The sequence below is a fragment of the Kitasatospora sp. NPDC005751 genome (genome assembly GCF_040630835.1).
In the GTDB taxonomy this organism is placed as follows: Bacteria; Actinomycetota; Actinomycetes; order Streptomycetales; family Streptomycetaceae; genus Kitasatospora.
The window spans coordinates 30,697-56,855 of sequence record NZ_JBEXYC010000029.1 but is presented as its reverse complement, the minus strand read 5'-3'; the positions used below and the strand labels follow the sequence as shown (position 1 = coordinate 56,855).

Annotated in this window: 20 protein-coding genes; 11 read left to right on the top strand and 9 right to left on the bottom strand. The window is 74.9% G+C overall.

Features of this window, described 5'->3' with window-relative positions; genetic code table 11:
* The first annotated feature begins 29 nt into the window (after positions 1 to 29).
* The 3 genes from ABZ497_RS23980 to ABZ497_RS23970 all read left to right on the top strand — a co-directional run bounded on the left by ABZ497_RS23980 (position 30) and on the right by ABZ497_RS23970 (position 7,325).
* The gene (locus ABZ497_RS23980) at positions 30 to 1,655 is read left to right on the top strand and encodes a glycoside hydrolase family 13 protein (protein ID WP_359808116.1); all 1,626 of its coding nucleotides are present in this window, start codon (positions 30 to 32) and stop codon (positions 1,653 to 1,655) included.
* Positions 1,656 to 1,892: 237 nt separating this feature from the next.
* Positions 1,893 to 6,137, top strand: coding sequence for a discoidin domain-containing protein (locus ABZ497_RS23975; protein ID WP_359808154.1), 4,245 nt, complete (start codon positions 1,893 to 1,895; stop codon positions 6,135 to 6,137).
* A 174-nt stretch (positions 6,138 to 6,311) separates the two neighbouring features.
* Positions 6,312 to 7,325, top strand: coding sequence for a LacI family DNA-binding transcriptional regulator (locus ABZ497_RS23970; RefSeq protein ID WP_359808115.1), 1,014 nt, complete (start codon positions 6,312 to 6,314; stop codon positions 7,323 to 7,325).
* Positions 7,326 to 7,388: 63 nt separating this feature from the next.
* Here ABZ497_RS23970 and ABZ497_RS23965 read toward each other — a convergent pair whose 3' ends face one another.
* Positions 7,389 to 9,827, bottom strand: a complete 2,439-nt coding sequence (locus tag ABZ497_RS23965) for a discoidin domain-containing protein (protein ID WP_359808114.1) — start codon at positions 9,825 to 9,827, stop codon at positions 7,389 to 7,391.
* 269 nt (positions 9,828 to 10,096) lie between these two features.
* On the bottom strand, positions 10,097 to 10,468 hold the full coding sequence (locus ABZ497_RS23960) for a BlaI/MecI/CopY family transcriptional regulator (protein ID WP_359808113.1): 372 nt from the start codon (positions 10,466 to 10,468) through the stop codon (positions 10,097 to 10,099).
* A 259-nt stretch (positions 10,469 to 10,727) separates the two neighbouring features.
* Between ABZ497_RS23960 and ABZ497_RS23955 the strand changes: the two genes are divergently transcribed.
* The gene (locus tag ABZ497_RS23955) at positions 10,728 to 11,375 is read left to right on the top strand and encodes a YoaK family protein (protein WP_359808153.1); all 648 of its coding nucleotides are present in this window, start codon (positions 10,728 to 10,730) and stop codon (positions 11,373 to 11,375) included.
* A 100-nt stretch (positions 11,376 to 11,475) separates the two neighbouring features.
* Here the strand turns inward: ABZ497_RS23955 and ABZ497_RS23950 are convergent, their stop codons facing one another.
* Complete coding sequence (locus ABZ497_RS23950; protein ID WP_359808111.1) at positions 11,476 to 12,144, bottom strand: hypothetical protein; 669 nt, start codon at positions 12,142 to 12,144, stop codon at positions 11,476 to 11,478.
* A gap of 449 nt (positions 12,145 to 12,593) precedes the next feature.
* Here ABZ497_RS23950 and ABZ497_RS23945 point away from each other — a divergent pair, with 449 nt between their 5' ends.
* From ABZ497_RS23945 to ABZ497_RS23935, 3 genes are read left to right on the top strand one after another with little or no spacing between them, the layout of a single operon-like run.
* Positions 12,594 to 13,118, top strand: coding sequence for a PadR family transcriptional regulator (locus tag ABZ497_RS23945; RefSeq protein WP_329486549.1), 525 nt, complete (start codon positions 12,594 to 12,596; stop codon positions 13,116 to 13,118).
* Positions 13,115 to 13,801 (top strand): ABC transporter ATP-binding protein, encoded by a 687-nt coding sequence (locus tag ABZ497_RS23940; RefSeq protein ID WP_329486548.1) that lies wholly within the window; start codon positions 13,115 to 13,117, stop codon positions 13,799 to 13,801. Before ABZ497_RS23945 ends, ABZ497_RS23940 begins: the two co-directional genes overlap by 4 nt.
* Complete coding sequence (locus tag ABZ497_RS23935; protein WP_359808109.1) at positions 13,798 to 16,026, top strand: FtsX-like permease family protein; 2,229 nt, start codon at positions 13,798 to 13,800, stop codon at positions 16,024 to 16,026. Before ABZ497_RS23940 ends, ABZ497_RS23935 begins: the two co-directional genes overlap by 4 nt.
* 137 nt (positions 16,027 to 16,163) lie before the next feature.
* Here the strand turns inward: ABZ497_RS23935 and ABZ497_RS23930 are convergent, their stop codons facing one another.
* The gene (locus ABZ497_RS23930; protein WP_352288668.1) at positions 16,164 to 16,619 is read right to left on the bottom strand and encodes an NUDIX domain-containing protein; all 456 of its coding nucleotides are present in this window, start codon (positions 16,617 to 16,619) and stop codon (positions 16,164 to 16,166) included.
* Positions 16,620 to 16,673: 54 nt separating this feature from the next.
* Positions 16,674 to 18,167: an SDR family NAD(P)-dependent oxidoreductase gene (locus ABZ497_RS23925; protein WP_329492036.1), complete on the bottom strand. Its 1,494-nt coding sequence runs from the start codon at positions 18,165 to 18,167 to the stop codon at positions 16,674 to 16,676.
* A 315-nt stretch (positions 18,168 to 18,482) separates the two neighbouring features.
* Here ABZ497_RS23925 and ABZ497_RS23920 point away from each other — a divergent pair, with 315 nt between their 5' ends.
* A complete protein-coding gene (locus tag ABZ497_RS23920; protein WP_329486545.1) occupies positions 18,483 to 19,922 on the top strand; it encodes a GuaB1 family IMP dehydrogenase-related protein in 1,440 nt (479 codons plus the stop codon).
* 45 nt (positions 19,923 to 19,967) lie between these two features.
* On the opposite strand, the gene ABZ497_RS23915 is transcribed toward ABZ497_RS23920, so the two are convergent.
* The 3 genes from ABZ497_RS23915 to ABZ497_RS23905 form a co-directional block, all read right to left on the bottom strand.
* A complete protein-coding gene (locus ABZ497_RS23915; protein ID WP_359808107.1) occupies positions 19,968 to 20,837 on the bottom strand; it encodes a DUF5995 family protein in 870 nt (289 codons plus the stop codon).
* A gap of 107 nt (positions 20,838 to 20,944) precedes the next feature.
* On the bottom strand, positions 20,945 to 21,340 hold the full coding sequence (locus tag ABZ497_RS23910) for a DUF3224 domain-containing protein (RefSeq protein WP_359808106.1): 396 nt from the start codon (positions 21,338 to 21,340) through the stop codon (positions 20,945 to 20,947).
* Positions 21,341 to 21,478: 138 nt separating this feature from the next.
* Complete coding sequence (locus ABZ497_RS23905) at positions 21,479 to 22,570, bottom strand: PP2C family protein-serine/threonine phosphatase (RefSeq protein ID WP_359808104.1); 1,092 nt, start codon at positions 22,568 to 22,570, stop codon at positions 21,479 to 21,481.
* 121 nt (positions 22,571 to 22,691) lie between these two features.
* On the opposite strand from ABZ497_RS23905, the gene ABZ497_RS23900 reads away from it, so the two are divergent.
* The 3 genes from ABZ497_RS23900 (at position 22,692) to ABZ497_RS23890 (ending at position 25,624) form a co-directional block, all read left to right on the top strand.
* Positions 22,692 to 23,735, top strand: coding sequence for a pseudouridine synthase (locus ABZ497_RS23900; protein WP_359808102.1), 1,044 nt, complete (start codon positions 22,692 to 22,694; stop codon positions 23,733 to 23,735).
* A 72-nt stretch (positions 23,736 to 23,807) separates the two neighbouring features.
* Positions 23,808 to 24,560, top strand: a complete 753-nt coding sequence (locus ABZ497_RS23895) for an SDR family NAD(P)-dependent oxidoreductase (RefSeq protein ID WP_359808101.1) — start codon at positions 23,808 to 23,810, stop codon at positions 24,558 to 24,560.
* Complete coding sequence (locus ABZ497_RS23890) at positions 24,557 to 25,624, top strand: S-adenosylmethionine:tRNA ribosyltransferase-isomerase (protein ID WP_359808099.1); 1,068 nt, start codon at positions 24,557 to 24,559, stop codon at positions 25,622 to 25,624. Before ABZ497_RS23895 ends, ABZ497_RS23890 begins: the two co-directional genes overlap by 4 nt.
* A 24-nt stretch (positions 25,625 to 25,648) precedes the next feature.
* Here ABZ497_RS23890 and ABZ497_RS23885 read toward each other — a convergent pair whose 3' ends face one another.
* Positions 25,649 to 26,080, bottom strand: coding sequence for a nuclear transport factor 2 family protein (locus ABZ497_RS23885; protein WP_359808097.1), 432 nt, complete (start codon positions 26,078 to 26,080; stop codon positions 25,649 to 25,651).
* Between the last annotated feature and the right edge of the window lie 79 nt (positions 26,081 to 26,159).

The following is a 26,159-nucleotide window of genomic DNA, read 5'->3' as shown; positions in this document are numbered from 1 at the left end:
GCCCGGGCGCCGATCCGAAAGGACCCACCGTGGGACAGCAATCCCGGCTCCCGTTCGAGACCCCGCACTGGTGGCGCGACGCGGTGATCTACCAGGTGTACCCGCGCAGCTTCGCCGACGCCGACGGCGACGGCACGGGGGACCTCGCCGGTGTCCGCAGCAGGCTGCCCTACCTGGCCGACCTCGGCGTCGACGCCGTCTGGTTCAACCCCTGGTACCCGTCCCCGATGGCCGACGGCGGCTACGACGTCGCCGACTACCGGGGCGTGGACCCGCTGTTCGGCACCCTCGCGGACGCCGAGCAGCTCATCGCGGAGGCGCTCGGCCACGGCATCCGCACCATCGTGGACATCGTGCCGAACCACGTCTCGGACCAGCACCCGTGGTTCCGGGCCGCGCTCGCGGCGGGCCCCGGCAGTCCGGAGCGCGAACTGTTCCACTTCCGCGCCGGGCGCGGCCCGGACGGCGAACTCCCGCCCAACGACTGGGTCTCCGAGTTCGGCGGCCGCCCGTGGACCAGGACGGCGGACGGCGCGTGGTACCTCCACCTGTTCGCCGCCCAGCAGCCCGACCTCAACTGGGCCCACCCCCGGGTGCGCACCGAGCACGAGGAGATCCTGCGCTTCTGGTTCGACCGGGGCGCGGCCGGCGTCCGGATCGACTCCGCCGCGCTGCTGGCCAAGGACCCGGCGCTGCCCGACTTCGTCAAGGGCCGGGACCCGCACCCGTTCACCGACCGCGAGGAGTTGCACGGCGTCTACCGCTCCTGGCGGGCCATCGCCGACAGCTACCCGGACACCCGGATCCTGGTCGGCGAGGTCTGGCTGCCGAACGCCGAGCGCTTCGCCCGGTACCTGCGCCCGGACGAGCTGCACACCGCCTTCAACTTCGACTTCCTGGCCCGCCCCTGGGAGGCGGCCGCGCTGCGGGAGTCGATCGACACCACGCTGGGGCTGCACGCCCCGGTCGGCGCCCCGGCCACCTGGGTGCTCGCCAACCACGACGTCACCCGCACGGTCACCCGCTACGGCCGCCGGGACACCCGGTTCGACTTCGCCGCCAAGGCCTGGGGCACCCCGACCGACCCGGAGCTTGGCCGGCGCCGGGCCCGGGCGGCGGCGCTGCTCTCGCTGGCCCTGCCCGGCGCGGTCTACCTCTACCAGGGCGAGGAACTCGGCCTGCCCGAGGTCGAGGACCTGCCGCCGGACCGCCTCCAGGACCCGATGCACCTGCGCTCCGGCGGTGCCGACCCGGGCCGCGACGGCTGCCGGGTACCGCTCCCCTGGTCGGGCGACCGACCCCCGTACGGGTTCAGCCAGGCTCCGGCCGAGCCCTGGCTCCCGCAGCCGGCCGACTGGGCCCCGCTTACCGTCGAGGCCCAGTCGGCCGACCCTGGTTCGATGCTCGCGCTCTACCGCGCCGCGCTGCGACTGCGCCGCGCCGAGGACGCGCTGCGCGGCGAGGTCTTCGGCTGGACCGCCGCTCCCGGCGAGGTGCTGGCGTTCCACCGCGGCGCCGGCTTCCAGTGCGTGGTGAACCTCGGCGCCGCGCCGCATCCGCTGCCCGCGCACCGCGCGGTCCTGCTCGCCAGCGGCCCGCTCACCGCGGGCGGGCTGCTCCCGCCCGACACCGCGGTCTGGCTGCGCGTCGCCTGACCGCCCGGGGCGGACACCCCCGCCCGGTCCGCCCCCGGACCGGGCGCCGCCCCGGCCCGCCGCTGCCCCCCCGGAGCCACGGATGGCCCGCTCACCCCCGCACGCACCCGGTCCTGACGGCCGGACAGGGCCCCACCCCCCACCCCCATCCACGCGTTCGGACGAGACGAGACAGAGGACCCCGTGAGAACCCGAGCACCGATCTTCCGCTGGCTGGCGGGCACGCTCGCCACCGGCCTGCTGGCGCTGGCCGGCCCGCTGCTGCCGGCCACCACCGCCGCCGCGGCCGGCGGCCCCGACCTGGCGGCGGGCCGGCCCGCCGCCGCGAGCAGCAGCATCGCCGGCCGGCCGGTCACCGCCGTCAACGACGGCGACGCCGCCACCTACTGGGAGAGCGCCAACGGCGCGCTGCCGCAGTGGGTCCAGGTCGACCTCGGCGCCGCCGCCGCGGTCGACGAGGTGGTGCTGAAGCTCCCCGCGTCCTGGGAGAGCCGCACCGAGACGCTCGCCGTCCAGGGCAGCGCCGACGGCACCGGCTTCACCACCCTGGTGGGCTCGGCCGGCTACGCCTTCGCGCCCGGTACCGGCAACACCGTACGGATCGCCTTCCCGGCGGCGAGCACCCGCTACCTGCGGCTGGCGGTCTCCGCCAACACCGGCTGGCCGGCCGCCCAGATCGCCGAGCTGGAGGTGCGCGCGGCCGGCGCCGCCGGGGCGAACCTGGCGCTCGGGCGGCCGTTCAGCGCCGGAAGCCAGAGCCAGGCCTACGCCCCGGCGAACGCCGGTGACGGCAACGCGGCCAGCTACTGGGAGAGCGCCAACGGCGCGCTGCCGCAGTGGGTCCAGGTCGACCTCGGCGCCGCCGTGGCGGTCAACCGCGTGGTGCTGCGGCTGCCGGCCGGCTGGGAGCGCCGGACGCAGACGCTCGCCGTGCGCGGCAGCACCGACGGCAGCGCCTTCACCGACCTGGCCGCCTCGGCCGCCCGGGTCTTCGACCCGGCCACCGGGAACGCCGTCGTCCTCGACCTGGGGGCCACCACCACCCGGTTCGTGCGGGTCGAAGTGACCGCCAACACCGGCTGGGCCGCCGCCCAACTGGCCGAACTGGAGGTGTACGGCCCGGCCACCGGCGACACCCGGGCGCCCACCGCCCCGAGCGGCCTCGCCTACGACCGGCCCGCGCCCGGCCGGATCCACCTGACCTGGTCGGCCTCGACCGACGACACCGGGGTCACCGGCTACGACCTCTACGCGAACGGCGCGCTGCTGACCAGCGTGCCGGGCACCGTGCTGGGCTACACCGACAGCCGCCCGGACAGCGCCACCGTCTCCTACTACGTGAGGGCCCGGGACGCCGCCGGCAACCAGTCGCCGAGCAGCAACACGGTGACCAGGACCGGTCAGAGCGGCGACACCCAGGCGCCGTCCGCGCCCGGCGCCCTCGGCTACGACCAGCCCGCGGCGGGCCGGATCCGTCTGACCTGGTCGGCCTCGACCGACGACACCGGGGTCACCGGCTACGACCTCTACGCGAACGGCGCGCTCCGGGCGAGCGTGGCCGCCGCCGTGCTGAGCTACACCGACGGCCAGCCGGACAGCGCCACCGTCTCCTACTACGTGAAGGCCCGGGACGCCGCAGGCAACCAGTCCGCGAGCAGCAACACCGTGGTGCGGGCCGGCAGCGGCGGGAGCGGGACCAACCTGGCGGCCGGCAAGCCGATCAGCGCCTCCTCGGTGATCAACACCTTCGTCGCGGCGAACGCCAACGACAACGACACCGCCACCTACTGGGAGGGCAACGCCAACAGCTACCCCGACACCCTGACGGTGGCGCTGGGCTCCAACGCGGCGGTGGACTCCGTCGTGGTCAAGCTGGACCCGGCCGCGGCCTGGTCCAGCCGGAGCCAGACGATCGAGGTGCTCGGCCGGGACCAGTCCGGTACCGGCTTCACCACCCTGGTACCGGCCCGCGGCTACGACTTCGTCCAGTCCGCCGGGAACGCCGTGACCGTCCCGGTCGGCGCCACCGCGGCCGACGTCCAGCTGCGGATCACCGCCAACACCGGGTCCACCGGCGGCCAGGTGGCCGAGTTCCAGGTGATCGGCACCCCGGCGGCCAACCCGGACCTCACCGTCACCGACGTCTCCGCCACCCCGGCCGCGCCGGTCGAGACCGACCCGGTCACGCTCTCCGCGACGGTCCGCAACCTCGGCACCCTGCCCTCGGCCGCGACCGCCGTCGGCTTCTACCTGGGCTCGGCCAAGGCCGGCACCGCCCAGATCGGCCCGCTGGCCGTCGGCGCCGCCGGCACCGTCACGCTGGACGCCGGCGTGCGCGCGGCCGGCAGCTACCAGCTCTCCGCCAAGGTCGACGAGGCCAACGCGGTGATCGAGCGGGACGAGACCAACAACACTGCCACCGCGCCGGCCCCCCTGGTGGTCACCCGGGCCCCCGGCTCCGACCTGCTCGCCGCCCCGACCGTCTGGTCCCCGGCCAACCCGGCCGCCGGGAACACCGTCACCTTCTCGGTGGCGGTGAAGAACCAGGGCACCACGGCCTCGGCCGGCGGCGCCCACGCCATCACCCTGACGGTCGCCGACGCCGCCGGCACCGTGGTGAGGACGCTGTCCGGCGCCTACACCGGCACGATCGCCCCCGGCGCGACCACCGCGCCGGTGACGCTCGGCACCTGGACGGCGGCGAACGGCCGGTACACCGTGAAGACGGTGATCGCGGCGGACGCCAACGAGCCGCCGGCCAAGCAGACCGACAACACCTCCACCCAGCCGCTCCACGTCGGCCGGGGCGCGAACATGCCCTACGACACCTACGAGGCCGAGGACGGCGTGCTGGCCGGCGGCGCGGGCCTGGTCGGGCCGAACCGGGTCGTCGGGGACCTCGCCGGCGAGGCCAGCGGCCGGCGCGCGGTGACGCTCGACTCCACCGGCGCCTCGGTCGAGTTCACCACCCGGGCGCCGACCAACACGCTCGTCACCCGGTTCTCCATCCCGGACGCCGCCGGCGGCGACGGCACCGACGCCACGCTCAGCGTCTACGTCGACGGCACCTTCCTCAAGAAGATCGACCTGACCTCCAAGTACGCCTGGCTGTACGGCGCCGAGACCGCGCCGGGCAACTCGCCCGGCGCGGGCGCCCCGCGGCACGTCTACGACGAGGCGAACGTGCTGCTCGGCACCACCGTGCCGGCCGGCAGCCGGATCAGGCTGCAGAAGGACGGCGGCGACACCTCCCGCTACGCGATCGACTTCGTCAGCCTGGAGCAGGCCACCGCGACGCCGAACCCGGACCCGGCGCACTACGCCGTCCCGGCCGGCTTCACCCATCAGGACGTGCAGAACGCCCTGGACAAGGTGCGGATGGACACCACCGGCACCCTGGTCGGCGTCTACCTGCCGGCGGGCGACTACCAGACGGCGAGCAAGTTCCAGGTCTACGGCAAGCCCGTCAAGGTGATCGGCGCGGGCCCCTGGTTCACCCGGTTCCGGGCGCCCGCCACCCAGAGCAACACCGACGTCGGCTTCCGCGCGGAGGCGACGGCCAACGGCTCGACCTTCGCCGGGTTCGCCTACTTCGGTAACTACACCTCCCGGATCGACGGCCCCGGCAAGGTCTTCGACTTCGCCAACGTCGCCCACATGGTGATCGACGACATCTGGGCCGAGCACATGGTCTGCCTCTACTGGGGGGCCAACACCGACTCCATGACCATCAGCAACAGCCGGATCCGCGACACCTTCGCGGACGGCGTCAACATGACCAACGGCTCCACCGACAACCTGATCACCAACAACGAGGCCCGGGCCACCGGGGACGACTCCTTCGCGCTGTTCTCCGCGATCGACGCGGGCGGCGCGGACGAGAAGGACAACGTCTTCGAGAACCTGACCTCGATCCTCACCTGGCGGGCGGCCGGGGTCGCCGTGTACGGCGGCTACGCCAACACGTTCCGCAACATCTACATCGCCGACACCCTGGTCTACTCGGGCGTCACCATCAGCTCGCTGGACTTCGGGTACCCGATGAACGGCTTCGGCACCGAACCGACGGCCCTGCAGAACATCTCGGTCGTCCGGGCCGGGGGCCACTTCTGGGGCTCCCAGACCTTCCCCGCGATCTGGGTGTTCTCGGCCTCCAAGGTGTTCCAGGGCATCCGGGTGAGCGATGTGGACATCGTCGACCCGACGTACCACGGCATCATGTTCCAGACCAACTACTCCGGCGGGCAGCCGCAGTTCCCGGTCAAGGACACCGTCTTCAGCAACGTCTCGATCACCGGGGCGCGCCGCAGCGGTGACGCCTTCGACGCCAGGTCCGGCTTCGGGATCTGGGCGAACGAGTCGGCCGAGCCCGGGCAGGGCCCGGCGGTCGGCTCGGTGGTCTTCAACCACCTGCGCCTGGCCGGCAACGACCAGGACATCAGGAACACCACCTCCACCTTCACCATCACCGTCAACCCGTAGCCCCGAAGCACTCCGACACCGGTGCCGCCGGGACGGACCCCCGTCCCGGCGGCACCTCGGGCTGTCCGCCGCTCGCCGGCGGGCGCGTTCCGGGGCGGTTGGAGCGAGCGCAAGGCGGTTCAAGAGAGCGCAAGAAGACGCAAATTCTTGCGAGGAACGACGTACACTCCCCCCATGACACGACGACTTGCCCAGGTGGCGCAGAAGGTCGGGGTCAGCGAGGCCACCGTCAGCCGGGTGCTGAACGACAAGCCCGGCGTCTCGGAGGCGACCAGGGCCGCCGTGCTGACCGCCCTGGACGTGCTCGGCTACGAGCGCCCCACCCAGCTGCGCGGCGAACGCGCCCGGCTGGTGGGCCTGGTCATGCCGGAGCTGCAGAACCCGATCTTCCCGGCCTTCGCCGAGGCGGTCGGCGGCGCGCTGGCCGGCCAGGGGTTCACCCCGGTCCTCTGCACCCAGACCGCCGGCGGGGTGTCCGAGGCGGACTACGTCGACCTGTTGCTCTCCCAGCAGGTCTCCGGCGTGGTCTTCTTCGGCGGCCTCTACGCCCAGGCCGACGCCGCCCACGACCACTACGACCGGCTGGCCGAGCGCAGCCTGCCGACGGTGCTGCTGAACGCGGCCATCGAGGGCCTCGACTTCGCCCGGGTGTCCTGCGACGACGCGGTCGCCGTCGAGCAGTCCGTCGGGCACCTGCGCCAGCTCGGCCACCGCAGGATCGGGCTGGTGCTCGGCCCGGCCGACCACGTGCCGTCCCGGCGCAAGCTGGCCGCCGCGCGGGCCGCGGCGGCGAAGGCCGGCCTCGACCTCCCGGAGAGCCGGGTCGAGCGGGCGCTGTTCACCCTGGAGGGCGGCCAGGCCGCCACCACCCGGCTGCTCCGCGAGGGCGTCACCGGGATCATCTGCGCCAGCGACCCGCTGGCGCTCGGCGCGATCAGGGCGGCCCGCCGGGCCGGTCTCTCGGTGCCGGACGACGTGTCGGTGATCGGCTACGACGACTCGTCCTTCATGACCTGCACCGATCCGCCGCTGACCACCGTCCGGCAGCCGATCGAGGCGATGGGCCGGGCCGCGGTGGACCTCCTGGTGGGGGAGATCGGCGGAGCCCGGATCACCCACGACGAGCTGCTGTTCGAGCCGGAGCTGGTGGTCCGGGGGTCGACGGCGCCGCCGCCCGCCCGGTCCTGACCGAGACGGGCGGGCCCCCGGAGACCGACACGGTCTCCGGGGGCCCGCGTCCGTGCCGGTCCGTCAGGGGCCGTACACCTGGAACTCGGAGAGCTGGCCGGCCGGCCAGCCGGTGTTGCCGGTGAAGGTGAGCCGCAGGTAGCGGGCGGTCGTCCCGGGCACCTGGACGGTGACGGTGTTCCCGGTGGCCGGGTCGAAGCGGTACCCGGCCGAGGGCTTGAGTGTGCTCCAGGAGCCGCCGTCGGTGGAGGCCTGGACGGTCAGGGTCTGGGTCCGCGCCTCCCAGCCGGGCGGCAGGGTGAGCACCAGTCGGCCGACCGCGACGGGGCTGCCGAGGTCACCCGTGATCCACTGCGGGAAGGCGTTGTTGGCGCTCTCCCAGTAGCTGGCCCGGTCGCCGTCGTCGACCCGCTGCGGGGGGTAGACGTCGGTGTAGCTGCTCGCCGCGATCGCCCTGCCGTGCAGCAGGTCCACCGTGCCGGGCGGCGTGGTCGGGGTGGGCGTGGTCGACGGGGTGGGCGTCGGGGTGGGCGTGGTCGAGGGGCTCGGGGTGCCGGACGGGCTCGGGGTGCCGGACGGGCTCGGGGTGCCCGGGACGCCGCCGCCCGGCCGGCCGCCGTAGGTGAACTGCGGGGCCGGCCAGGTGCCGCCGCAGGTGGAGCCCACCCAGCCGGAGTTGCCGCCGCCGTCGGTGATCCGGAAGCCGGCGCCGACGCAGTTGTGGGTCGGGGTGGCGGACTGGGCGATGTTGCGGGCCTTCACACCGGTGAACCGCATCGTCGACTCGGCCTGCGCCTGGATGGCGTAGGTACCCGCGCCGTCGATGGTCACGCCGGTGAAGGCGATCCCGCTGGACGAGCCCTCGATGGTCTGGATCGCCTCGTAGGAGCTGTCCAGGATGTCGGTGTCGCCGATGGTGATCGCGGCGCCGCTGATCGGCTCGTTGAGGCCGCTGAACCAGACCGCCCCGACGCCGAAGTTCCAGTTGTAGTCGCTGTTCCCGGTCCGGATCAGGGTGTTCCGGAGCGCGTTGACGGTGCCCGCGACGGCGGTCCCCCAGCCCGAGCCGACCCCCGGGTACCGGTTGGCGATGTGCAGGCCGCCGCCGTTGCTGACGGTGTCCGCCATCACGTTGTCGGAGATCGTGAAGTCCCGGCCCCCGTACGTCACGATGTTGTTGGCCAGCACGGGGACGACCACGGTGTTGTGGGTGAAGCTGTCGCCCACGTTGGGGACGCGCTCCGGCCAGGAGGCGAGGCCGTCGTCACCGGTGTTGCGGACGAAGGTGTTGGTCACCGTCGAGTTCGTCACCCCGGTGTGGAAGTTCACGCCGTCCGCGGCCTGGTCCAGGATGCGGCTGTTCCGGATGGTGAACCGGTCCATCGGACCGTCCATCCAGGCGCCGACCTTGGTGTGCTGGATCCACAGGTTGTCCACGGTGGAGTCGCTCATCGCCCCGCCGAGCGCGTTCACCTGGTCGTCGTCCACCCGCTCGCGGATGTCGCCGATGACGGCGAAGTCCCGGAGGGTGACGTTCCGGCTCGGTCCGTTGGCCTCCTGCGGCCGGACCGCCCCGCCGTAGCCGCCGCCCGCCACGTACTTGCCGTAGATCCCGGCGGCCCGGTTGCGGTTGACCGGGTCGCGGCCGCCGAGCACGCTGTACCAGGGCCCGGCCCCGGCCAGGGTGACGCCGTCCACCACCACGTGGTCGTACAGCGTGTAGCTGCCCGGCGGGATGTAGACCGTCCGGCCCTGGGCCCGGCCGGCGTCGACCGCGCTCTGGAACCGCGCGGTGTTGTCGCCGGCCCCGGTCGGGTCGGCGCCGAAGTCCGCCACCACGTCGATCGCCCCGGCGGGCTTGCCGATCGGCGCGCCGACCTGCTCGAAGTCGGCCAGGTCGACGGTGAAGGCGGGGGACTGCGCGGTCGAGGACACCTGCAGCCGGATCTTCGTGCCGGCGGGCAGCGAGGAGCCGAACATGGTCCGGGTCTCGTCGTAGAAGTGGTGCGGGTCGGTGTCCCCGGGGTTGTTGTTGAAGGGGTAACCCCCGTAGTACCAGCCGTACTTCGAGGTGACCGGGACGGACTTCAGCTTCGAGCCGTTGACCAGGAGGTCGATCGAGGCGTCCCGGCCCCGGCCGTCCGCGCTGTCCGGCAGGCTGTAGCGGAAGCTCATCGCGTCGGCCGGGGCGGTCAGCGTGAACTCGACGTACTGGCCGGTCGCGGACAGCGTGACGGCCTGGCGGCCGGAGGCCTCCGAGGGGAGCGTGCCGTAGCGGCGCTCGGGGCCGATCACCGTGCCGTTGGTGGCCGCGAACTCGGCCTCCTGCTCCTTGAACTTCACCGCGGCGCCCCGGCCGGGGACGTCCAGCGGCGAGAGGGTCGGCACGGCCGCGGCGTGCGCGGGCTGGGTGGTGACGGTGAGCAGGGCGGCCGCGGAGAGGGCGGCGGCGGTCAGCGCGGCGAGCGGTGCGCGCAGCCGGCGGAAGGCGGGAGGTGGCATGGGCGACGTCCTCACTGGCGTGGGTGGGAGGCCGAGCGAGGGGAACACTAGGGGCGCCTCTGCATGAAGTCCATGGATATCCGCAAAATATTGACAGTCGCTCCGCAAGAAGGGAGGGGTTGGGGACCGAGCATGCCGCGGGGAGCGCCCGACCGACGATCCGGCAGGCACGCCCGGAGCAGGTCATCACCACCGCGTCGCCGGCCCCGGCCCGACGCACTCCCGCGCCGCGCCGACCAGGACGAGGTGGAGCGCCAGCAGCGCGAGCGTCACGGGGTGTCCCGCTCCTTCACCTGCTCCAGGGCCGCCAGCAGGGCCGAGGCCTCGTCCCCGCTCATCCGGTCGACGAAGTGCAGCAGGGCCCCGGCCCGGTCGGAGGTGGTCTCCAGTGCCTGGTGCATCAGTTGGGCGGTGTACGCCTCGCGGGTGCAGGTCGGCTCGTACACCCACGCCCGGCCGACCTTCTCCCGGCGCAGCCACCCCTTGGTGTGCAGGATGTCGGCCACGGTGGTGACGGTGGTGTAGGCGAGCGGCCGCCGCAGCAGCAGGTCGTCGACGATCTCGCGGGCGGTGGCCGCCCGGCCCCAGGACCAGAGCCGGTCCATGATCTCGGCCTCCAGATCGCCGAACCCGCGCGGCACCGCCCGAACGCCCCTTCCATCCGCACCCGGCCGCCCTGCCCGGCCGCCCACCGGCCCATCGTACGGGCGGCGGCCGAGGTGCCCGTCCGGCGCTCTCCCGGTGGGCGCGGTGGAGCCGTTCGGGCACCGGCGAGGGTCCGGCGTGCCCCGGGCGGGCGGACGGGCGTAGAACGGACGGAGCGCCGGAGCCGACCGGAGCGCGCGAACCGGAGGAGGTACAGCTGTGTGGAGCGACCCCCGGCACGGCCCGCTGGTGCCGATGCTGCTGTTGCTCACCGTCGTCACCGGGCTGGTGGACGCGGTGAGTTACCTCGCCCTCGGGCATGTCTTCGTCGCCAACATGACGGGCAACGTGGTCTTCCTGGGCTTCGCCCTGGCGGGCGCGGCCGGGTTCTCCGCCACCGCCTCGCTCACCGCGCTGGGCGCGTTCCTGGCGGGCGCGCTCGCCGGTGGCCGGCTCAGCGAACGCCTGCCCGGCCACCGGGGCCGGCTGCTGGTCGTCTCCGCCGCCGTCCAGGCGGTGCTGCTGGCCCTCGGCACCGCCCTGGCGGCGCTGGCCGGCCACACCGGCGAGCCCGCGCGCTACGCGCTGACCGGTCTGCTCGGGTTCGCGATGGGGCTGCAGAACGCCGTCGTCCGCTCCCTCAAGGTGCCCGACCTCACCACCACCGTGCTCACCATGACCCTGACCGGCCTGGCCGCCGACCTGGCCGGGGTCCGCCGCTTCGCCTCGGCGGTCTGGATGTTCGGCGGCGCCGTCCTGGGCGCCGCGCTGGTCCTGAACGCCGATGTGCCGATCGCCCTCGCCCTGGCGCTGGCCCTCCTGGTGGCCGTCGCCGTGCTCACCCACCGGGCGTCCGCCGGCCTCCCCGCCCCGGCCTGGACCGGGTGGGACGGCGGGTCCTGAGGCGCCGACGGGCGGGCGGAGGACCCGGACCGGACCCGGAGCCGGTCCGGGCGGCGGACTTCGGGGGCCGCCGGGCCGGCCCGGCGCCCCCCGGCCGGGGTCAGTCGCCCTGCGCCCCGTCGGGGCTGTGGCTCGCGCGGCCGCTCCAGAGCGGTTCGAGCCTGCTCCAGGACCGCTGCCAGGCGAGGTCGGCCCGCCGGTCGAGGGTCCGCAGGCGCAGGGCGAGGGCGGCCACGACGCCCGCGCCGACGACGGTGAAGCCCGCGAGGCCCACGCAGACCGCCTCGATCGCCACGCCCGCCCGGGTGGTCGGGGGATCGGTGACCAGACCGGCCTCGTCCACCCAGACGGGGACGGTGGTTCCGACCACGGCGGTCCGGTGCACCTCGATGGTGCCGGTGCGCCACTGCCCGTTCGGCGCGGTCCAGGTGGCCTCGGCGGCCACCCTGCCCTGGTAGCCGCCCGCCGAGCGGCTTCCCACGGCGGCTCCGTGCCGGTCGGTGGAGAGCACGATGGCGTCGACCCGGCGCAGCCGTGCCAGGTCCGCGTCGGCGTCCCGCCCGACGGTCCGGTAGCCGAGCAGCGCGCCGACGACGGCGGCGGTCAGGGCGAGCAGGATCGCCAGCGCGGCCGTGCACCAGGCCCGGCCGCGGGACCGGTCCAGCGGTCGGACCAGGGGGGAGCGGTGGCTGCCGAGGGCCTGCCGCAGCTGCCGTCCGGCCCGCCGCGGGAGCGACGCGGGCCGGACCGGGCCGGAGGTGCTGGACACGATGCGTGCTCCTCGGGTGGTAGGTCGCAGCGGCGCTCGGGCGCCCGGCCGGGGTCGTCCGCCGGGCTCCGGCTCTCAATCTCCCTCCGCTCCGGCCGCGGCACAAGAGTCGTGCGCCCTCGTACCGCGGCGCCCGCCCGCCGACCGGCCGTCAGGACCGGGGCCCGCCGCGCGACCGGGACGTTCGGCCCTCGGCGCCGGAGGGGCGCCCGGGGCAGGCTGGTGGGTGCCGCGTCCGAGAGGTGTCGGGACGCGGTCGGCCCGGCCCGCTGTGGGGGCAGGTCGGGCCGCCGGTGTGGCGCGGGAGGCGGTGTGGGGCCGCCTCCCGCTCACCGCCCCGCCGGTTCCCGGGAGGCCGATTCCCTCCGACGGATCAGCGTCTTCGCAGCTCGGAGCCGTATTCTCGCCAGCTATACACTCGAGGTATACGTCGGGTGTATGGTCCTCTCATGAGTGTTCCCCTAACCCTTCTCGGGCTGCTGGAGCGAGAGCCGAGCCATGGCTACGACCTCAAGCGCGACTACGACACCTTCTTCGGCCGGGGCAAGCCCCTGCCCTACGGCCAGGTCTACGCCACGCTCGGCCGACTGGCCCGGGACGGCAAGGTGGTGCCCGGCGAGGCCGAGCCCGGCGACGGCCCCGAGCGCAAGCGCTACGTGATCACCGAGGCCGGTGTGACGGAGTTCGAGCACTGGCTCACCGAGCCCGTCGCGCCCGAGCCCAGCCTGCAGACGGTGCTCTTCACCAAGGTGGTGCTGGCCCTGATGCTCGGCCGCGACGCCGAGGTGTACCTCGACACCCAGCGCGCCGCCCACCTGCGGCGGATGCGCGAACTCACCGAGCTGCGCCGGGGCGGCGAGCTGGTCGACGCCCTGCTCGCCGACCACGGGCTGTTCCACCTGGAGGCCGATCTGCGCTGGATCGACCTGACCACCGCCCGGCTGGACGCGCTCGCCGAGGCGGTGCGGTCATGACGCCGCTGATCGAGGCCCGCGACATCACGCTCGCCTACGGCGAGACCCCGGCCCTGCGCGGCGCGAGCCTGGCCGTCGGCGCCGGTGAGGTGCTCGCGATCATGGGCCCCAGCGGCTCCGGCAAGTCGACGCTGCTGCACTGCCTGGCCGGCATCCTCACCCCGTCCTCCGGCGAGGTCCTGTTCGACGGGCAGCGGATCGACACCATGAACGAGGCCGGGCGCAGCGCCCTGCGGCGCGACCGGTTCGGCTTCGTCTTCCAGTTCGGCCAGCTCGTCCCCGAGTTGACCGCCGAGGAGAACGTCGCGCTGCCGCTGCTGCTGAGCGGCACCCGGCGGGCGGCGGCGCTGGCCGAGGCCCGGCCCTGGTTCGCCCGGCTGGGGCTGGACGGCCTGGGGAAGCGCCGCTCCGGTGAGCTGTCGGGCGGTCAGGCGCAGCGCGTCGCGCTCGCCCGCGGCCTGGTGGCGCGCCCCCGGGTGCTGTTCGCCGACGAGCCGACCGGCGCGCTGGACTCGCTGACCGGTGAGCAGGTGATGGAGCTGATGGTCGGCGCGGCCCGCGAGCAGGGCACCACCGTCATCCTGGTCACCCACGAGCCCCGGGTCGCCGCCTACGCCGACCGCGAGGCGATCGTGCGCGACGGCCGGGCCACCTCGCTCTCGGCGGACCCGGTGGGCCGATGATCGCCTTCGCGCTGCGCCTCGCCGTCAGCGGCGGGCGGGAGGCCCTGGCCCGGCTTGCCGTCATCGCCGCCGCCGTGGCGATCGGCGTCGGTCTGCTGCTCTCCACGCTGGCGAGCATCAACGCCGTCGGCCAGGCCAACGACCGGGCCGTGTGGACCAACACCGGCGCGGCGAGCCGGACCGAGACGGCCCCCGTGGACCCGCTCTGGTGGTGGGCCCGCGGGGACTACTACGACGGCGAGCAGATCCTGCGGGTCGACGTCGCCGCCACCGGGCCGACGGCGCCCGTCCCGCCGGGGCTCGACGCGGTGCCCGCGCCCGGGGAGTACTACGTCTCGCCCGCGCTGGCCGAACTGCTGCGCAGGACCCCGGCCGGCGAGCTGGGCGACCGCTTCCCCGGCCGGCTGGCCGGCATCCTCGGCGACGCGGCGCTGCCCTCCCCGGACTCGCTGTTCGTGGTCGCGGGCCGGACGGCGGCGGAGATCTCGACCGTGCCGGGGGCGCGGGAGGTCACCACCATCGCCACCGCCCTGCCGCCCAGCTGCGACAACGACTGCCCGGGGCCGGGCACGCGCGGCGACGCCATGACGCTGATCCTCTCGGTCGTGGCCGGGGCGCTGATCTTCCCGGTGGTCGTCTTCATCGGCACCGCCACCCGGCTCTCCGCCGCCACCCGCGAGCAGCGTTACGCGGCGATGCGGCTGGTCGGCGCCACCCCGGGGCAGATCTCGCTGATCTCGGCGGTCGAGTCCACGGTGGCCGCCGCCGTCGGCACGGTCCTCGGCTTCGGCCTCCACCTGGCGCTGCGCCCGCTGGTGGCGACAGTCCCGTTCACCGGTGACCGGTTCTTCCTCGACGACCTGACGCTCACCCCGCTCCAGGCGGTGGCGGTGGCCGTCGGCGTTCCGGTGGCGGCGGCGGTCGCGGCCCGGCTGGCGCTGCGTCGGGTCACCGTCTCCCCGCTGGGGGTCACCCGCCGGGTCACCCCCAGGCCGCCGACCCACTGGCGGCTGGTCCCGCTGCTGGCCGGCCTCGCCGAGCTCGGCTTCTTCGTGAACCGCCGCCCGGACACCACCGACCAGCAGACGGCGGCCTATCTGACCGGCTTCCTGCTGATCATGCTCGGGCTGGTGGTCGCCGGGCCCTGGCTCACCATGGTCGCGGCCCGGGCCGTCGCCGCCCGCACCAGCCGCCCGGCCACACTGATCGCGGTGCGGCGACTCGCGGACGACCCCAGGACCGGCTTCCGCTCGGTCGCCGGGCTCGTCCTCGCCCTCTTCGTCACCACGGCCACGGTCTGCATCATCGGCACCATCAACGAGAACCGCGGTGCGCTCAGCGGGGATCCGCAGACCCGGGTCGTGGTGGAGCACGGCGCGATGGTCGACGAGCCGCCGATGACGGACGCGCTGCCGGAGCGACTGCTGGCGGACCTCCGGGCGGTGCCGGGGTTCCGGGGCCTCACGGTGGGCCACGACAACCCGCGGGCGCTCGGCGCCGAGCCGGGCGAGCGGCCCGGCTTCTCCCCGAGCCTGGTGCTCTGCGACGACCTCGCGCAGACCCCGGTGGCCGGCCACTGCCCGGCCGGTGCGAGCGTCGCGGGTGTCCCGCAGTGGGCCTTCCTGGACCTGAGGTCCAATGCCGCGCACGAGTGGCCGGCCGCGCCGGTCTCCGCCGAGGAGGCGGCCGCGCTCCCGGTGCGCAACGTCTACGTGTCCACCGACGGCTCCGTCGCGGCCATGGAGCGGACCCGCACCCTGCTGACCGAGGCGTACCCGCAGTACCGGGCGCGGACGGTCGGCGACTGGGGCTCCAGCCAGCAGAAGCAGCTGGCCGGCTGGCGGCAACTGGCCAACGTGGTGCTGCTGACCACGCTGCCGATCGCCGGGTGCAGCCTCGCGGTCAGCGTGGTGGCGGGCCTCTCGGACCGCCGGCGCCCGTTCGCGATGCTACGGCTCACCGGGGCGCCGCTCGGCCTGCTGCGACGGGTGGTCGGGCTGGAGAGCGCGCTGCCGCTGCTGGTGGTGTCGGTGATCGCGACCGGCACCGGGTTCGGGGCGGCGGCGATGTTCCTCACGTCGCAGATGCACTACGACCTGGTGTCCCCGGGGGCGGTGTACTTCGCGCTGGTGGCGCTCGGGCTGGCGGCCTCGCTCGGGATCATCGCCTCGACGCTCCCGCTGCTGAGGCGGCTGACCGGCCCGGAGGCGGCCCGCAACGGCTGACCCGCCCTCAGCCGGCCCGCCCACGGCCCGGCCCGCCCATGGCTCGGCCCGCCCACGGCCTGACCCGCCCACCGCCGAACTGCCCACCGCCGAACCCGCCCGCGGAAGGCCCGCCCGGGCCGCGGTACCCCGTCGCCCTACCCGGCGACGGGGTACGCGTGCGTCCCGGCCCGGATCACCGGGGGGAGGTGCGGCAGCCAGCTGCCGAGGACCAGCGCCGACGGGTAGAACATCGGCTCGGGCAGGGCGTCGATCGCGACGCGCTCCCAACCCGCGCAGGCGTGCGGCTCGGTGACCAGGGCCGTGGCCAGGCTCGGCGGGGCGAGTACCGCCGCGGTCAGCCGGGGGCGGCCCAGCTCGTGGTCGAGCAGCACGGCGAGCACCCGCATCGCCGAGGCCGGCAGCACGATGCCGGTCTCCTCGGCGAGTTCGCGCGCCGCGGCCTGCTCGAAGGACTCGCCCGGGTCGTCCACCTTGCCGCCCGGCAGGCTCCAGGTGGGCGGCTCGCCGGCGGTGATCCGGTGGCCGAGCAGCACCCGGCCGTCACCGGTGGGCACGATCACGCCGGCGCCGATCAGCGGTGCGGTGGTCAACTCGGTCCTCCTCGCGGGGTCTACCGGACGGCGGGGTCCACCGGACGGTGGGGCCTACCAGGCGGCGCGGTCGAAGTCCTTCAGGAAGCAGCCGTAGAGGTCCTCGCCCTGCTCGCCGCGGACGATCGGGTCGTACACCCGGGCCGCGCCGTCGACCAGGTCGAGCGGGGCGTGGAAGCCCTCGTCGGCCAGCCGCATCTTGTCCGGGTGCGGGCGCTCGTCGGTGATCCAGCCGGTGTCGACGGCGGTCATCAGGATGCCGTCGGACTCGAACATCTCCTGCGCGCTGGTGCGGGTGAGCATGTTCAGCGCGGCCTTGGCCATGTTGGTGTGCGGGTGGCCGGCGCCCTTGTAGCCGCGGGCGAAGACGCCCTCCATCGCGGAGACGTTGACCACGTACTTGCGGCGGGACGCCGAGGCGGCCATCGCCGGGCGCAGCCGGCTGATCAGGATGAACGGCGCGGTGGAGTTGCAGAGCTGGACCTCCAGCAGCTCCACCGGGCCGACCTCGTTGACGGTCTGCACCCAGCTGTTGGTGGGCGCGAGGTCGGGCACCAGCCCGCCGGCGTCGATCGCGGTGCCGGCCTCGATCCGGGCGGGCGTGGCGGAGCCGGTGACCAGGGCGAGGGAGGTGACGTCCTCGGCGGAGATCCGCTCGCCGCCGCCGGTCGCCTGGGCGGGCAGCGCGGGCAGGTCCACGCTGCCGCTGCCGAAGCGGCCGATGGTGGTGGACTGCGGCAGCTCGCCGGCCGGCAGCGGCGCGGACTCGGCGTTGACCAGCTCGCGGTACGACTCCGGCGGACGGCGCACCGTCTGCGCGGCGTTGTTGATCAGGATGTCCAGCGGGCCGTCGGCGGCGACCTCGTCGGCCAGCGCCAGGACCTGGGCCGGGTCGCGCAGGTCGATGCCGACGATCTTCAGGCGGTGCAGCCAGTCGGCGCTGTCCGGCATCGCGGTGAAGCGGCGGATGGCGTCGTTGGGGAACCGGGTGGTGATGGTGGTGTGCGCGCCGTCGCGGAGCAGCATCAGCGCGATGTACATGCCGATCTTGGCCCGGCCGCCGGTGAGCAGCGCGCGCTTGCCGGTGAGGTCGGCGCGGGCGTCCCGGCGGGCGCGGTTCTTCACCGCGCAGGTCTGGCAGAGGTTGTGGTAGAACGCGTCCACCTCGACGTACCGCTGCTTGCAGGTGTAGCAGGACCGCGGGCGCTCCAGGATGCCGGCGATCTCGGTGGTGGTGACGGTGGTCAGGCCGAACGCGCCGGCCGTCTCGTCGTCGATCCGGCTGGGCGCGCCGGTGGCGGTGCGGGCGGTGACCTCGCGGTCGTTCGCGGTCTTGCGGGCCCGGGTCTCCTGGCGGCGGCGCTGCTTGAGCGTGCGGAATATGCCGCCGACGGCCTGGCGGACGGTGATCGCGTCCGGGTGGTCGACGTGCAGCTGGTCCAGCTCGGCGATCACGTCCAGGCAGAGCCGCAGCCGCTCGGGGTCGAGGCCGGGACCGTAGTCGATCTCCTCCTCGGTGCTGACCTCCGTGCCGCCGCCCTGCTCGATGCCCTGCTCGATGTCCACGCCCGCCGTCATGATGCCCGCTGCCGCTTTCCTGGATTGCCTCGCCGTTACCGCGTGAATGCTACGGGAGCGGCCCTGGCCGGGGCGAAAAGGCGATCACTTGGAGGAAGCTCCAAGAAGGGGCCCGCGCTGCTGATCATGTGTTGTGCACTGTGCCAGCGATCGGGGTCGAACTGGCTTTTGGCCGCCCCGTACCGGAGAATCGAACGTTGGGTGCCGGGCGCCCGAGTGCGCCCGGCGGCCTCGCCGCAACCGCACCCGAGGTGTACCTTCTCCCAGCCAGAGAGCCCTATCTTCATGCGCTTCCTGAACGACCTCAAGCCCTCGTACGACCTCACGTACGACGACGTCTTCATGGTCCCCAGCCGCTCCGCCGTGGGCTCCCGGCAGGGTGTCGACCTCTCCTCGAACGACGGCACCGGCACCACCATCCCGCTGGTGGTGGCCAACATGACCGCCATCGCCGGCCGCCGGATGGCCGAGACCGTGGCCCGCCGCGGCGGTCTGGTCGCCATCCCGCAGGACATCCCGACCGAGGTGATCGCCGACGTCATCGGCTGGGTCAAGCAGCGCCACCTGGTGCACGACACCGCCATCACGCTGGCCCCGGGCGCCACCGTCGCCGAGGCCCTCTCGCTGCTGCACAAGCGCGCCCACGGCGCGCTGGTCGTGGTCGAGGACGGCAAGCCGATCGGCGTGGTCACCGACTCCGACTGCCAGGGCGTCGACCGCTTCACCGGCCTCGCCGACGTGATGTCCCGCGACCTGCTGCTGCTGGAGGAGGGCATCGACCCGCGCGCCGCCTTCGACAAGCTCACCGAGGCGCACCGCAAGCTCGCCCCGGTGGTCGACGCCGACGGCCGCCTGGTCGGCATCCTGACCCGCAAGAACGCGCTGCGCGCCACCCTCTACACCCCGGCCGTCGACGCGCGGGGCCACCTGCGGGTCGCCGCCACCGTCGGCATCAACGGCGACGTGGCCGGCAAGGCCAAGGCGCTGATCGAGGCCGGCGCCGACGTGCTGGTGGTCGACACCGCGCACGGCCACCAGGAGTCCATGATCAGCGCGCTGCGCGCGGTGCGCGGGCTCGACCCGCGGATCCCGATCGTGGCCGGCAACGTGGTCTCCGCCGACGGTGTCCGCGACCTGGTCGAGGCGGGCGCCGACATTCTCAAGGTCGGTGTCGGCCCCGGCGCGATGTGCACCACCCGGATGATGACCGGCGTCGGCCGGCCGCAGTTCTCCGCCGTCCTGGAGTGCGCGGCCGAGGCCCGCCGGCTCGGCAAGCACGTCTGGGCCGACGGCGGCGTCCGCCACCCGCGCGACGTCGCGATGGCGCTGGCCGCCGGCGCGTCCAACGTGATGATCGGCTCCTGGTTCGCCGGGACGTACGAGTCCCCGGGCGACCTGCAGACCACCGCCGACGGCCGCCAGTACAAGGAGAGCTTCGGGATGGCCTCGGCGCGCGCGGTGAGCAACCGCACCTCGCAGGACTCCTCCTACGACCGCGCCCGCAAGGCGCTCTTCGAGGAGGGCATCTCGCACTCCCGGATGTTCGTCGACCCGGCCCGCCCGGGCGTCGAGGACCTCATCGACTCGATCGTCGCCGGGGTGCGCAGCTCCTGCACCTACGCGGGCGCCTCCAGCCTGGAGGAGTTCCACGAGAAGGCCGTGGTCGGCATCCAGAGCGCGGCCGGCTACGCCGAGGGCAAGCCGCTGCACTCCAGCTGGGCCTGATCGCGGCGGTCCGGACCGAGGAGGGACCAGGCGCCCGACGCACGGTCAACCGACGGCCGGCCGGTTCCTCGCCACGGGGAGCCGGCCGGCCGCCGGCCGCTCGGGAGCGGGCGGCCCGTCCGCCGGGGGTGCCGCGCCCCCGGCGCGGGGCCGGTCCGGGCCGAGCGGGGTGAGCAGGGCACGGCCGAGCAGGCCGACCGAGGTGTCCAGCGCGGCGGCGAGCGCCGCGGCGGCCGACGGCACGCCGCGCAGCTGCCAGAGCACGCGGACGGTCGCCCAGGCCGCCTCGCGGGCGGTGTCGACCGACCAGGTGCCCAGCAGGTGCGTCAGCGGCTCGGCCCGCTCCAGGGCGTCCGGCCCGGGCATCAGCTGCTCCCGGACGGCCGTCTCCACCCCGGCCAGCAGGTCGTTGACCCGGTGGTAGTCCCCGGCGAGCCGCTCGGGCCCGCAGCCGAGCCGCCGGCAGGTGTCGAGCACGGCGAGCGGCAGGTCGTGCTGGATGTGGGCGTTCATCCCGGCCAGCGCGAACTGCAGCGGGTGCACGCCCCGGTGCGCCCGCAGGGCGAAGAGCGGCCGCCAGCAGGCCGGTACCGGCCGCCCGGCCGCCTCGGCGTCCAGGGCCAGCAGGTAGCGCCCGGCGAAGACGACGTCCAGCTCGGCCATCCCGGCCGGGTCGGCGAAGTACGGGCGGCCGGGGCGGTCCGGGGCGCCGCGTGAGCGCTCCGGGCGCGCCAGCCGGCGGCGCACCGCGTCCGTGACGGTGAGGTACATCCGGTTGAACACCGCCACGCCGTCGTCCGGGGGCAGTCCGGCCCCGATCGCCCGCAGCCGGCCGAGCACCTCGTCGACCGTCCGCGTTGCCGGTGCCCCTGCTCCTGCTCCTGCCCCCGTCACCGAGGCCGCCGTACCGGGCATGCGTCACCCTCCGATGTCGATCGTGCACTGATCGCATCATCGTGACAGCGGCCCGGGTGAACGGTCGGGCGCCGCGCGGAGGCCGGGCCGGTGCGCGCCCGGTGCCGTCAGCCCAGCTCGTACTCCAGGGCGTAGGTGTGGCCGCCCTCGTCGTCCACCGACAGCTCGAAGGTGCCGGTGATCCCGGCCAGCTCGCCCACCCCGGTGCCCGCCACCACCCGGATGGCGAGCGGCTCGCCCTGGCTGCCCGGCGCCGCGTGCTGGAGCACGAACGAGCCCTTGCGCCCGTCCAGCTCGCCGGTGAACCGCTCCACCGCGACGTACGCGGCCGGTCCGCCCGCGCCGTCCAGCACGGAGAGCATCCGCACCACGCTGCTGCCGGTCAGGCCGCCCGTGAACTCCTTGGTGATCCGGATCCGGCCGAGCGTGGCGCCCGGCTGCTCGTCCGTCTCCTCCGGCTCGAAGGCGGTCAGCTGGAACGATCCGTGCGTGCTCCGGCCCATGGCACTGTCCCCTCGACGCCGCTGCTCGGCCGGCACCGCGCCGGTCGCGTCCACAGCCTGGCACGGGGGACCGACAACGGCCCGGACGGCGGGCGGTCACCGTACCCGGGCCGGGGCTCACCGCTCCCGGGACACCGCTCACTGCTCCCAGCGCAGGGCGAGGAGCGCCGCGTCGTCGGTCGGCCCGGCGGTGCCGACCCAGTCGCCGACCTCGGCGAGCAGCGCGTCCAGGACGTCCCCGGGGCCGGTCGCCGGCAGCGCGGCGAGCCGCTCCGCCAGCGGGTAGAACCGGTCCGCGGTGTCGCGGGCCTCCGAGACGCCGTCGGTGTAGAGGATCAGCAGGTCCCCCGGGAGCGGCTCGAAGCCGCCCGCCCGGTAGTGCCCGCCGATCAGCCCGAGCAGGCCCAGCGGCGGGGCGTGCAGCGGCGGAGCCAGCTCGGTCACCCGGCCGGCGCGGCGCAGCAGCGGGTGCGGATGCCCGCAGTTGACGAAACGGGCCGGCCCGCCGGCCGGGGCCACGTCCAGCAGGAAGGCGGTCGCGAAGCGCTCGTTGACCCGGCGCCCGGACAGCGCGGCGTCCAGCCGCTCCGCCACCCGGACCAGGTCGGGCTCGGTCCGCGCGGCCTCCCGGAACACGCCCAGCACGTCCGTGGCGGTCTCCACCGCCGGGAGCCCGTGGCCCTGGACGTCCCCCAGCAGGATCCGGATCCCGTGCGGGGTGTCCACCACCTCGTAGAGGTCCCCGCCGATCCGCGCCTCGGCCGCCGCGGCGGCGTACCGCACGGCCACCCGCAGTGGTCCGATCCGTTCCGGCGGCGGGCGCAGCAGGGCCCGCTGCGCCGCCTCGGCCACCGTCCGGACCTGGGTGAGTTCGCGCTCCCGGGCCGCCACCAGGACGACGTTGGCGGCACTGGCCAGGGTGGCGGCCAGGACGGTGATCAGCGCGGCGAGGTGCACGGACAGCGGCAGCCCGCTGTTGCTGAGCTCCAGCAGCACCACGGCGGCGGTGGCGACCGCCCCGGCGAACAGGGGTACCCGGGCCGAGCGGGTGATCGCCCCCGCCAGCATCGGCGCCACCGCGAGCACGGGGGAGAGCGTCGTCCCCGGCCCGGTGATCAGGTCGGCCACCACGGCCGCGACCAGCAGCAGGAACGCGCAGCCGAGTAGCCGCTTGGCCCGCCGGGGCAGGCGCAACGCCGGCAGCGCGTCCTCCGGGCCGTCTCTGGTCACGCGTACACCTCCGGTGGGCGGGGCCCACTGTCCACTCTCCACCGGCCCGGCCGTCCCCGGCACCTCGGGCATCCGGCCGGGCCCCGGGAGCCGCGGCGGCCCCGGTTAGGGTGGCGGTGAGATGAGACGCAAGCGCAAGGCACCGACCGCACCCCTCCCGCAGCGCCGCGGGGTGGACCCGGTGCACCTGCGGCTGCCCGCCGAGGGGCCGTGGCCGACGGTGCGCGCCTACCTGGCCGAGCGGTTGCCGACCGTCGACCCGGCGCGGATCGACGCGCTGCTGCGCGGGCGCGAGATCGTCGGCCTGGACGGCCCGATCGGGCCGGAGGAGCCGTTCCGCCCCGCCGGTCACCTCTGGCTCTACCGGGACCTGCCCGCGGAGGTCCCCGTCCCGTTCGAGCTGGAGGTGCTGTACCGGGACGACCACCTGGTGGTGGTCGACAAGCCGCACTTCCTGGCCACCACCCCGCGCGGCCGGCACGTCGTCGAGACGGCGCTCTCCCGGCTGCGGCACGGGCTCGACCTGCCCGCGCTCAGCCCGGCGCACCGGCTGGACCGGCTGACGGCGGGCCTGGCGATGTTCGTGGTGCGGCCGGAGGACCGGGGCGCCTACCAGACGCTCTTCCGGGACCGGCTGGTGCGCAAGGAGTACCAGGCCGTCGCACCGCACGATCCGGCGCTCGCGCTGCCCCGTACGGTCCGCAGCCACATCGTCAAGGAGCGCGGCGTGATCGCGGCGCGGGAGCTGGACGCCCCGCCCAACAGCGAGAGCCGGATCGACCTGGTCGAGCACCGGGACGGTCTGGGCCGCTACCGGCTGCGGCCGCTCAGCGGGCGCACCCACCAGCTGCGGCTGCACATGAGCGGCCTCGGGGTGCCGATCCTGGGGGATCCGGTGTACCCGGTGGTGCTGCCCGAGCCGGCCCCGGACGACTTCCGCCGGCCGCTGCAACTGCTCGCCTCCGTGGTCGAGTTCACCGACCCGCTGACCGGCCGGCCGCACCGCTTCGAGACCCGCCGCACCCTGGCCGCCTGGGCCGATCCGCAGTCCTGGGCGGCCGCCGACGCGCCGGTCCCCGCACCCCGTCCGGCCCGGGACCCGGACCGGGACTCCGACGAGGACTCCGACCGGGACCACGGCCCGGGCCTCGGTCCGGCGATCTAGGCCGAACGGACCACCGGCCCCCCGGCCTGCGGTCCGATCCGCACCGGACCGCCCCGGAGCGATCGTGGTGCCATGAACGCACCTCAGCACACCGCAGGATCCGCCGCCCCCGTCGCCGTGGTCACCGGTGCCTCGCGCGGCCTCGGCCGGGCGCTGGCCCGGGCGCTCGCCGCCGACGGCTGGCAGCTGGTGATCACCGCCCGCGACGCGGCCGAACTCTCCGCCGTCGAGACCGAACTGGCCGCCGTCACCACGGTGGTCGCGCCGGCCGGCTCGGTCGTCGACGACGGCCACCGGGCCCGCCTCGCCGAGGCGGCCGCCGGTCTCGGCGGAGCACGGCTCCTGGTCAACAACGCCGGCACGCTCAACGGCTCCGACACGACCGACGTCCCGCTGCCCCGCCTCGCCGACGTCCCGCTGCCCGATCTGCTGGAGACCTTCGAGGTCAACGCCCTGGCGCCGATCGCGCTCACCCAGCTCGTGCTGCCCCAGCTGCGCCGGCACGGCGGGGCCGTCCTGAACATCAGCTCGGACGCGGCCGTCGAGGCCTACCCCGGGTGGGGCGGCTACGGCGCCAGCAAGGCGGCACTGGACCAGGCCTCCGCCGTGCTGGCCCGGGAGGAGGAGGCGGTGCGGGTCTGGGCGGTGGACCCGGGCAGCATGCGCACCCGGATGTACCAGGACGCCTGCCCGGGCGAGGACATCTCCGGCGAGCCGCTCCCCGAGACCGTGGTGCCCGCACTGCTCGCCCTGGTGGGCGGCAGCCGGCCCTCCGGCCGCTACCGTGCCGCGCACCTCCCGGCAGGTGCGCGGGCCGCGCGATGACCGCCGCCGCGGACCCCGGGATCGACGTCACCGTCCCGCCCGAACTCTCCGCCCGGGCCCCGGCGGAGGCGCGCGGCACCGCCCGCGACGGCGTGCGGATGCTGGTCGGCCGCCGGAGCGGGCCGGCCGTCGGGCACCGCCGCTTCACCGAGCTCCCCGAGGTGCTGCGCCCCGGGGACCTCCTGGTGGTGAACAACTCGGCGACCCTGCCCGCCGCGCTGTCCGGCCGGCTGGCCGACGGCACCCCCGTGGCGCTGCACCTCTCCTCGGCCCGGCCGGACCGGCGCGGGGCCTTCCTGGTCGAGCTGCGCCGCCCCGCCCCCGGCGCGGCGGCCGCCTTCTGGCCACCGGAGGAGTCCCCGGCCCGGCCGGGGCTGCGGGTGGCGCTGCCGGGCGACGCCGCGGCCGACCTGGTCGAGGCGTTCACGCCCCGGCTCTGGCACGCCCGACTCGCCCTGCCCGAACCGCTGGTGGCCTACCTGGGCCGCCACGGCAAGGCGATCCGGTACGGCTACGTGGACCGGGACTGGCCGATCGAGGCCTACCAGACGGTCTTCGCCACCGCTCCGGGCAGCAGCGAGATGCCCAGCGCCGCGCGGCCGTTCACCGGCGGGGTGGTGGCCCGGCTGGCCGGGCGGGGCGTGCTGGTCGCGCCGATCACGCTGCACACCGGTGTCGCCTCGCCGGAGGCGCACGAGGCGCCCTACGCCGAGTGGTTCCGGGTACCGGCCGCCACGGCCCGGCTGGTCGGCCACGTCCGGGCCGGTGGCGGGCGGGTGATCGCGGTCGGCACCACCGCCGTCCGGGCCCTGGAGTCGGCGGTCGGGCCGGACGGGAGCGTCCGGGAGGCCGAGGGCTGGTCCGAACTGGTGGTCACCCCCGAGCGCGGGGTGCGCGCGGTGGACGGCCTGCTCACCGGCTGGCACGAGCCCCGCGCGTCCCATCTGCTGATGCTCGCCGCGGTGGCCGGCCGGCCGCTGCTCGAACGCTGCTACGCGGCGGCCGTCCACGAGCGCTACCTGTGGCACGAGTTCGGCGACGTCAACCTGCTGCTGCCGGACTAGGCCCGGTCGGGCGGCGGCCGGCCGTCAGCCGGCCGCGGGCGCGAAGAGCGTGCGCGCCGCGTGGTCGGTGTCGAGGTACTCGCGGACGGCGGTGATCAGGCCGTTCTCGACGGTGAAGACGCCCAGGCACCGGTTGTGGTAGGCGGCGCCGTTGGCCGCCGTCCCCCGCGCGGTCCACTCGGCGACCACCTGCGGGCCGTCGGCGAGCAGACCGGTCAGCGTCACCTCCAGCGGGGTGCCGGGCGCGAACAGCGTGCCCACCGAGCCGAGGAAGTCGTCGAGGATGGCGGTCCGGCCGCGCCAGACCCCGGACAGCGGCAGGTCGCCCGGGTAGGACCAGGTGGCGTCCTCGGCGAACGAGGCAGCCGCGGTGGGCAGGTCGCCCTCGGCGACGGCGGTGACGTAGCGCTCCACGACGGTGCGGGGGTCCAGCTGGTTCACGACGGCTCGGTTCACGACGGCTCCTCGGGTTGCGGTCCGGGACGGTCGCCGGGCCCCTCGCCCGGCCGCGCCGTCCTGTGGGACCAAGCCAACC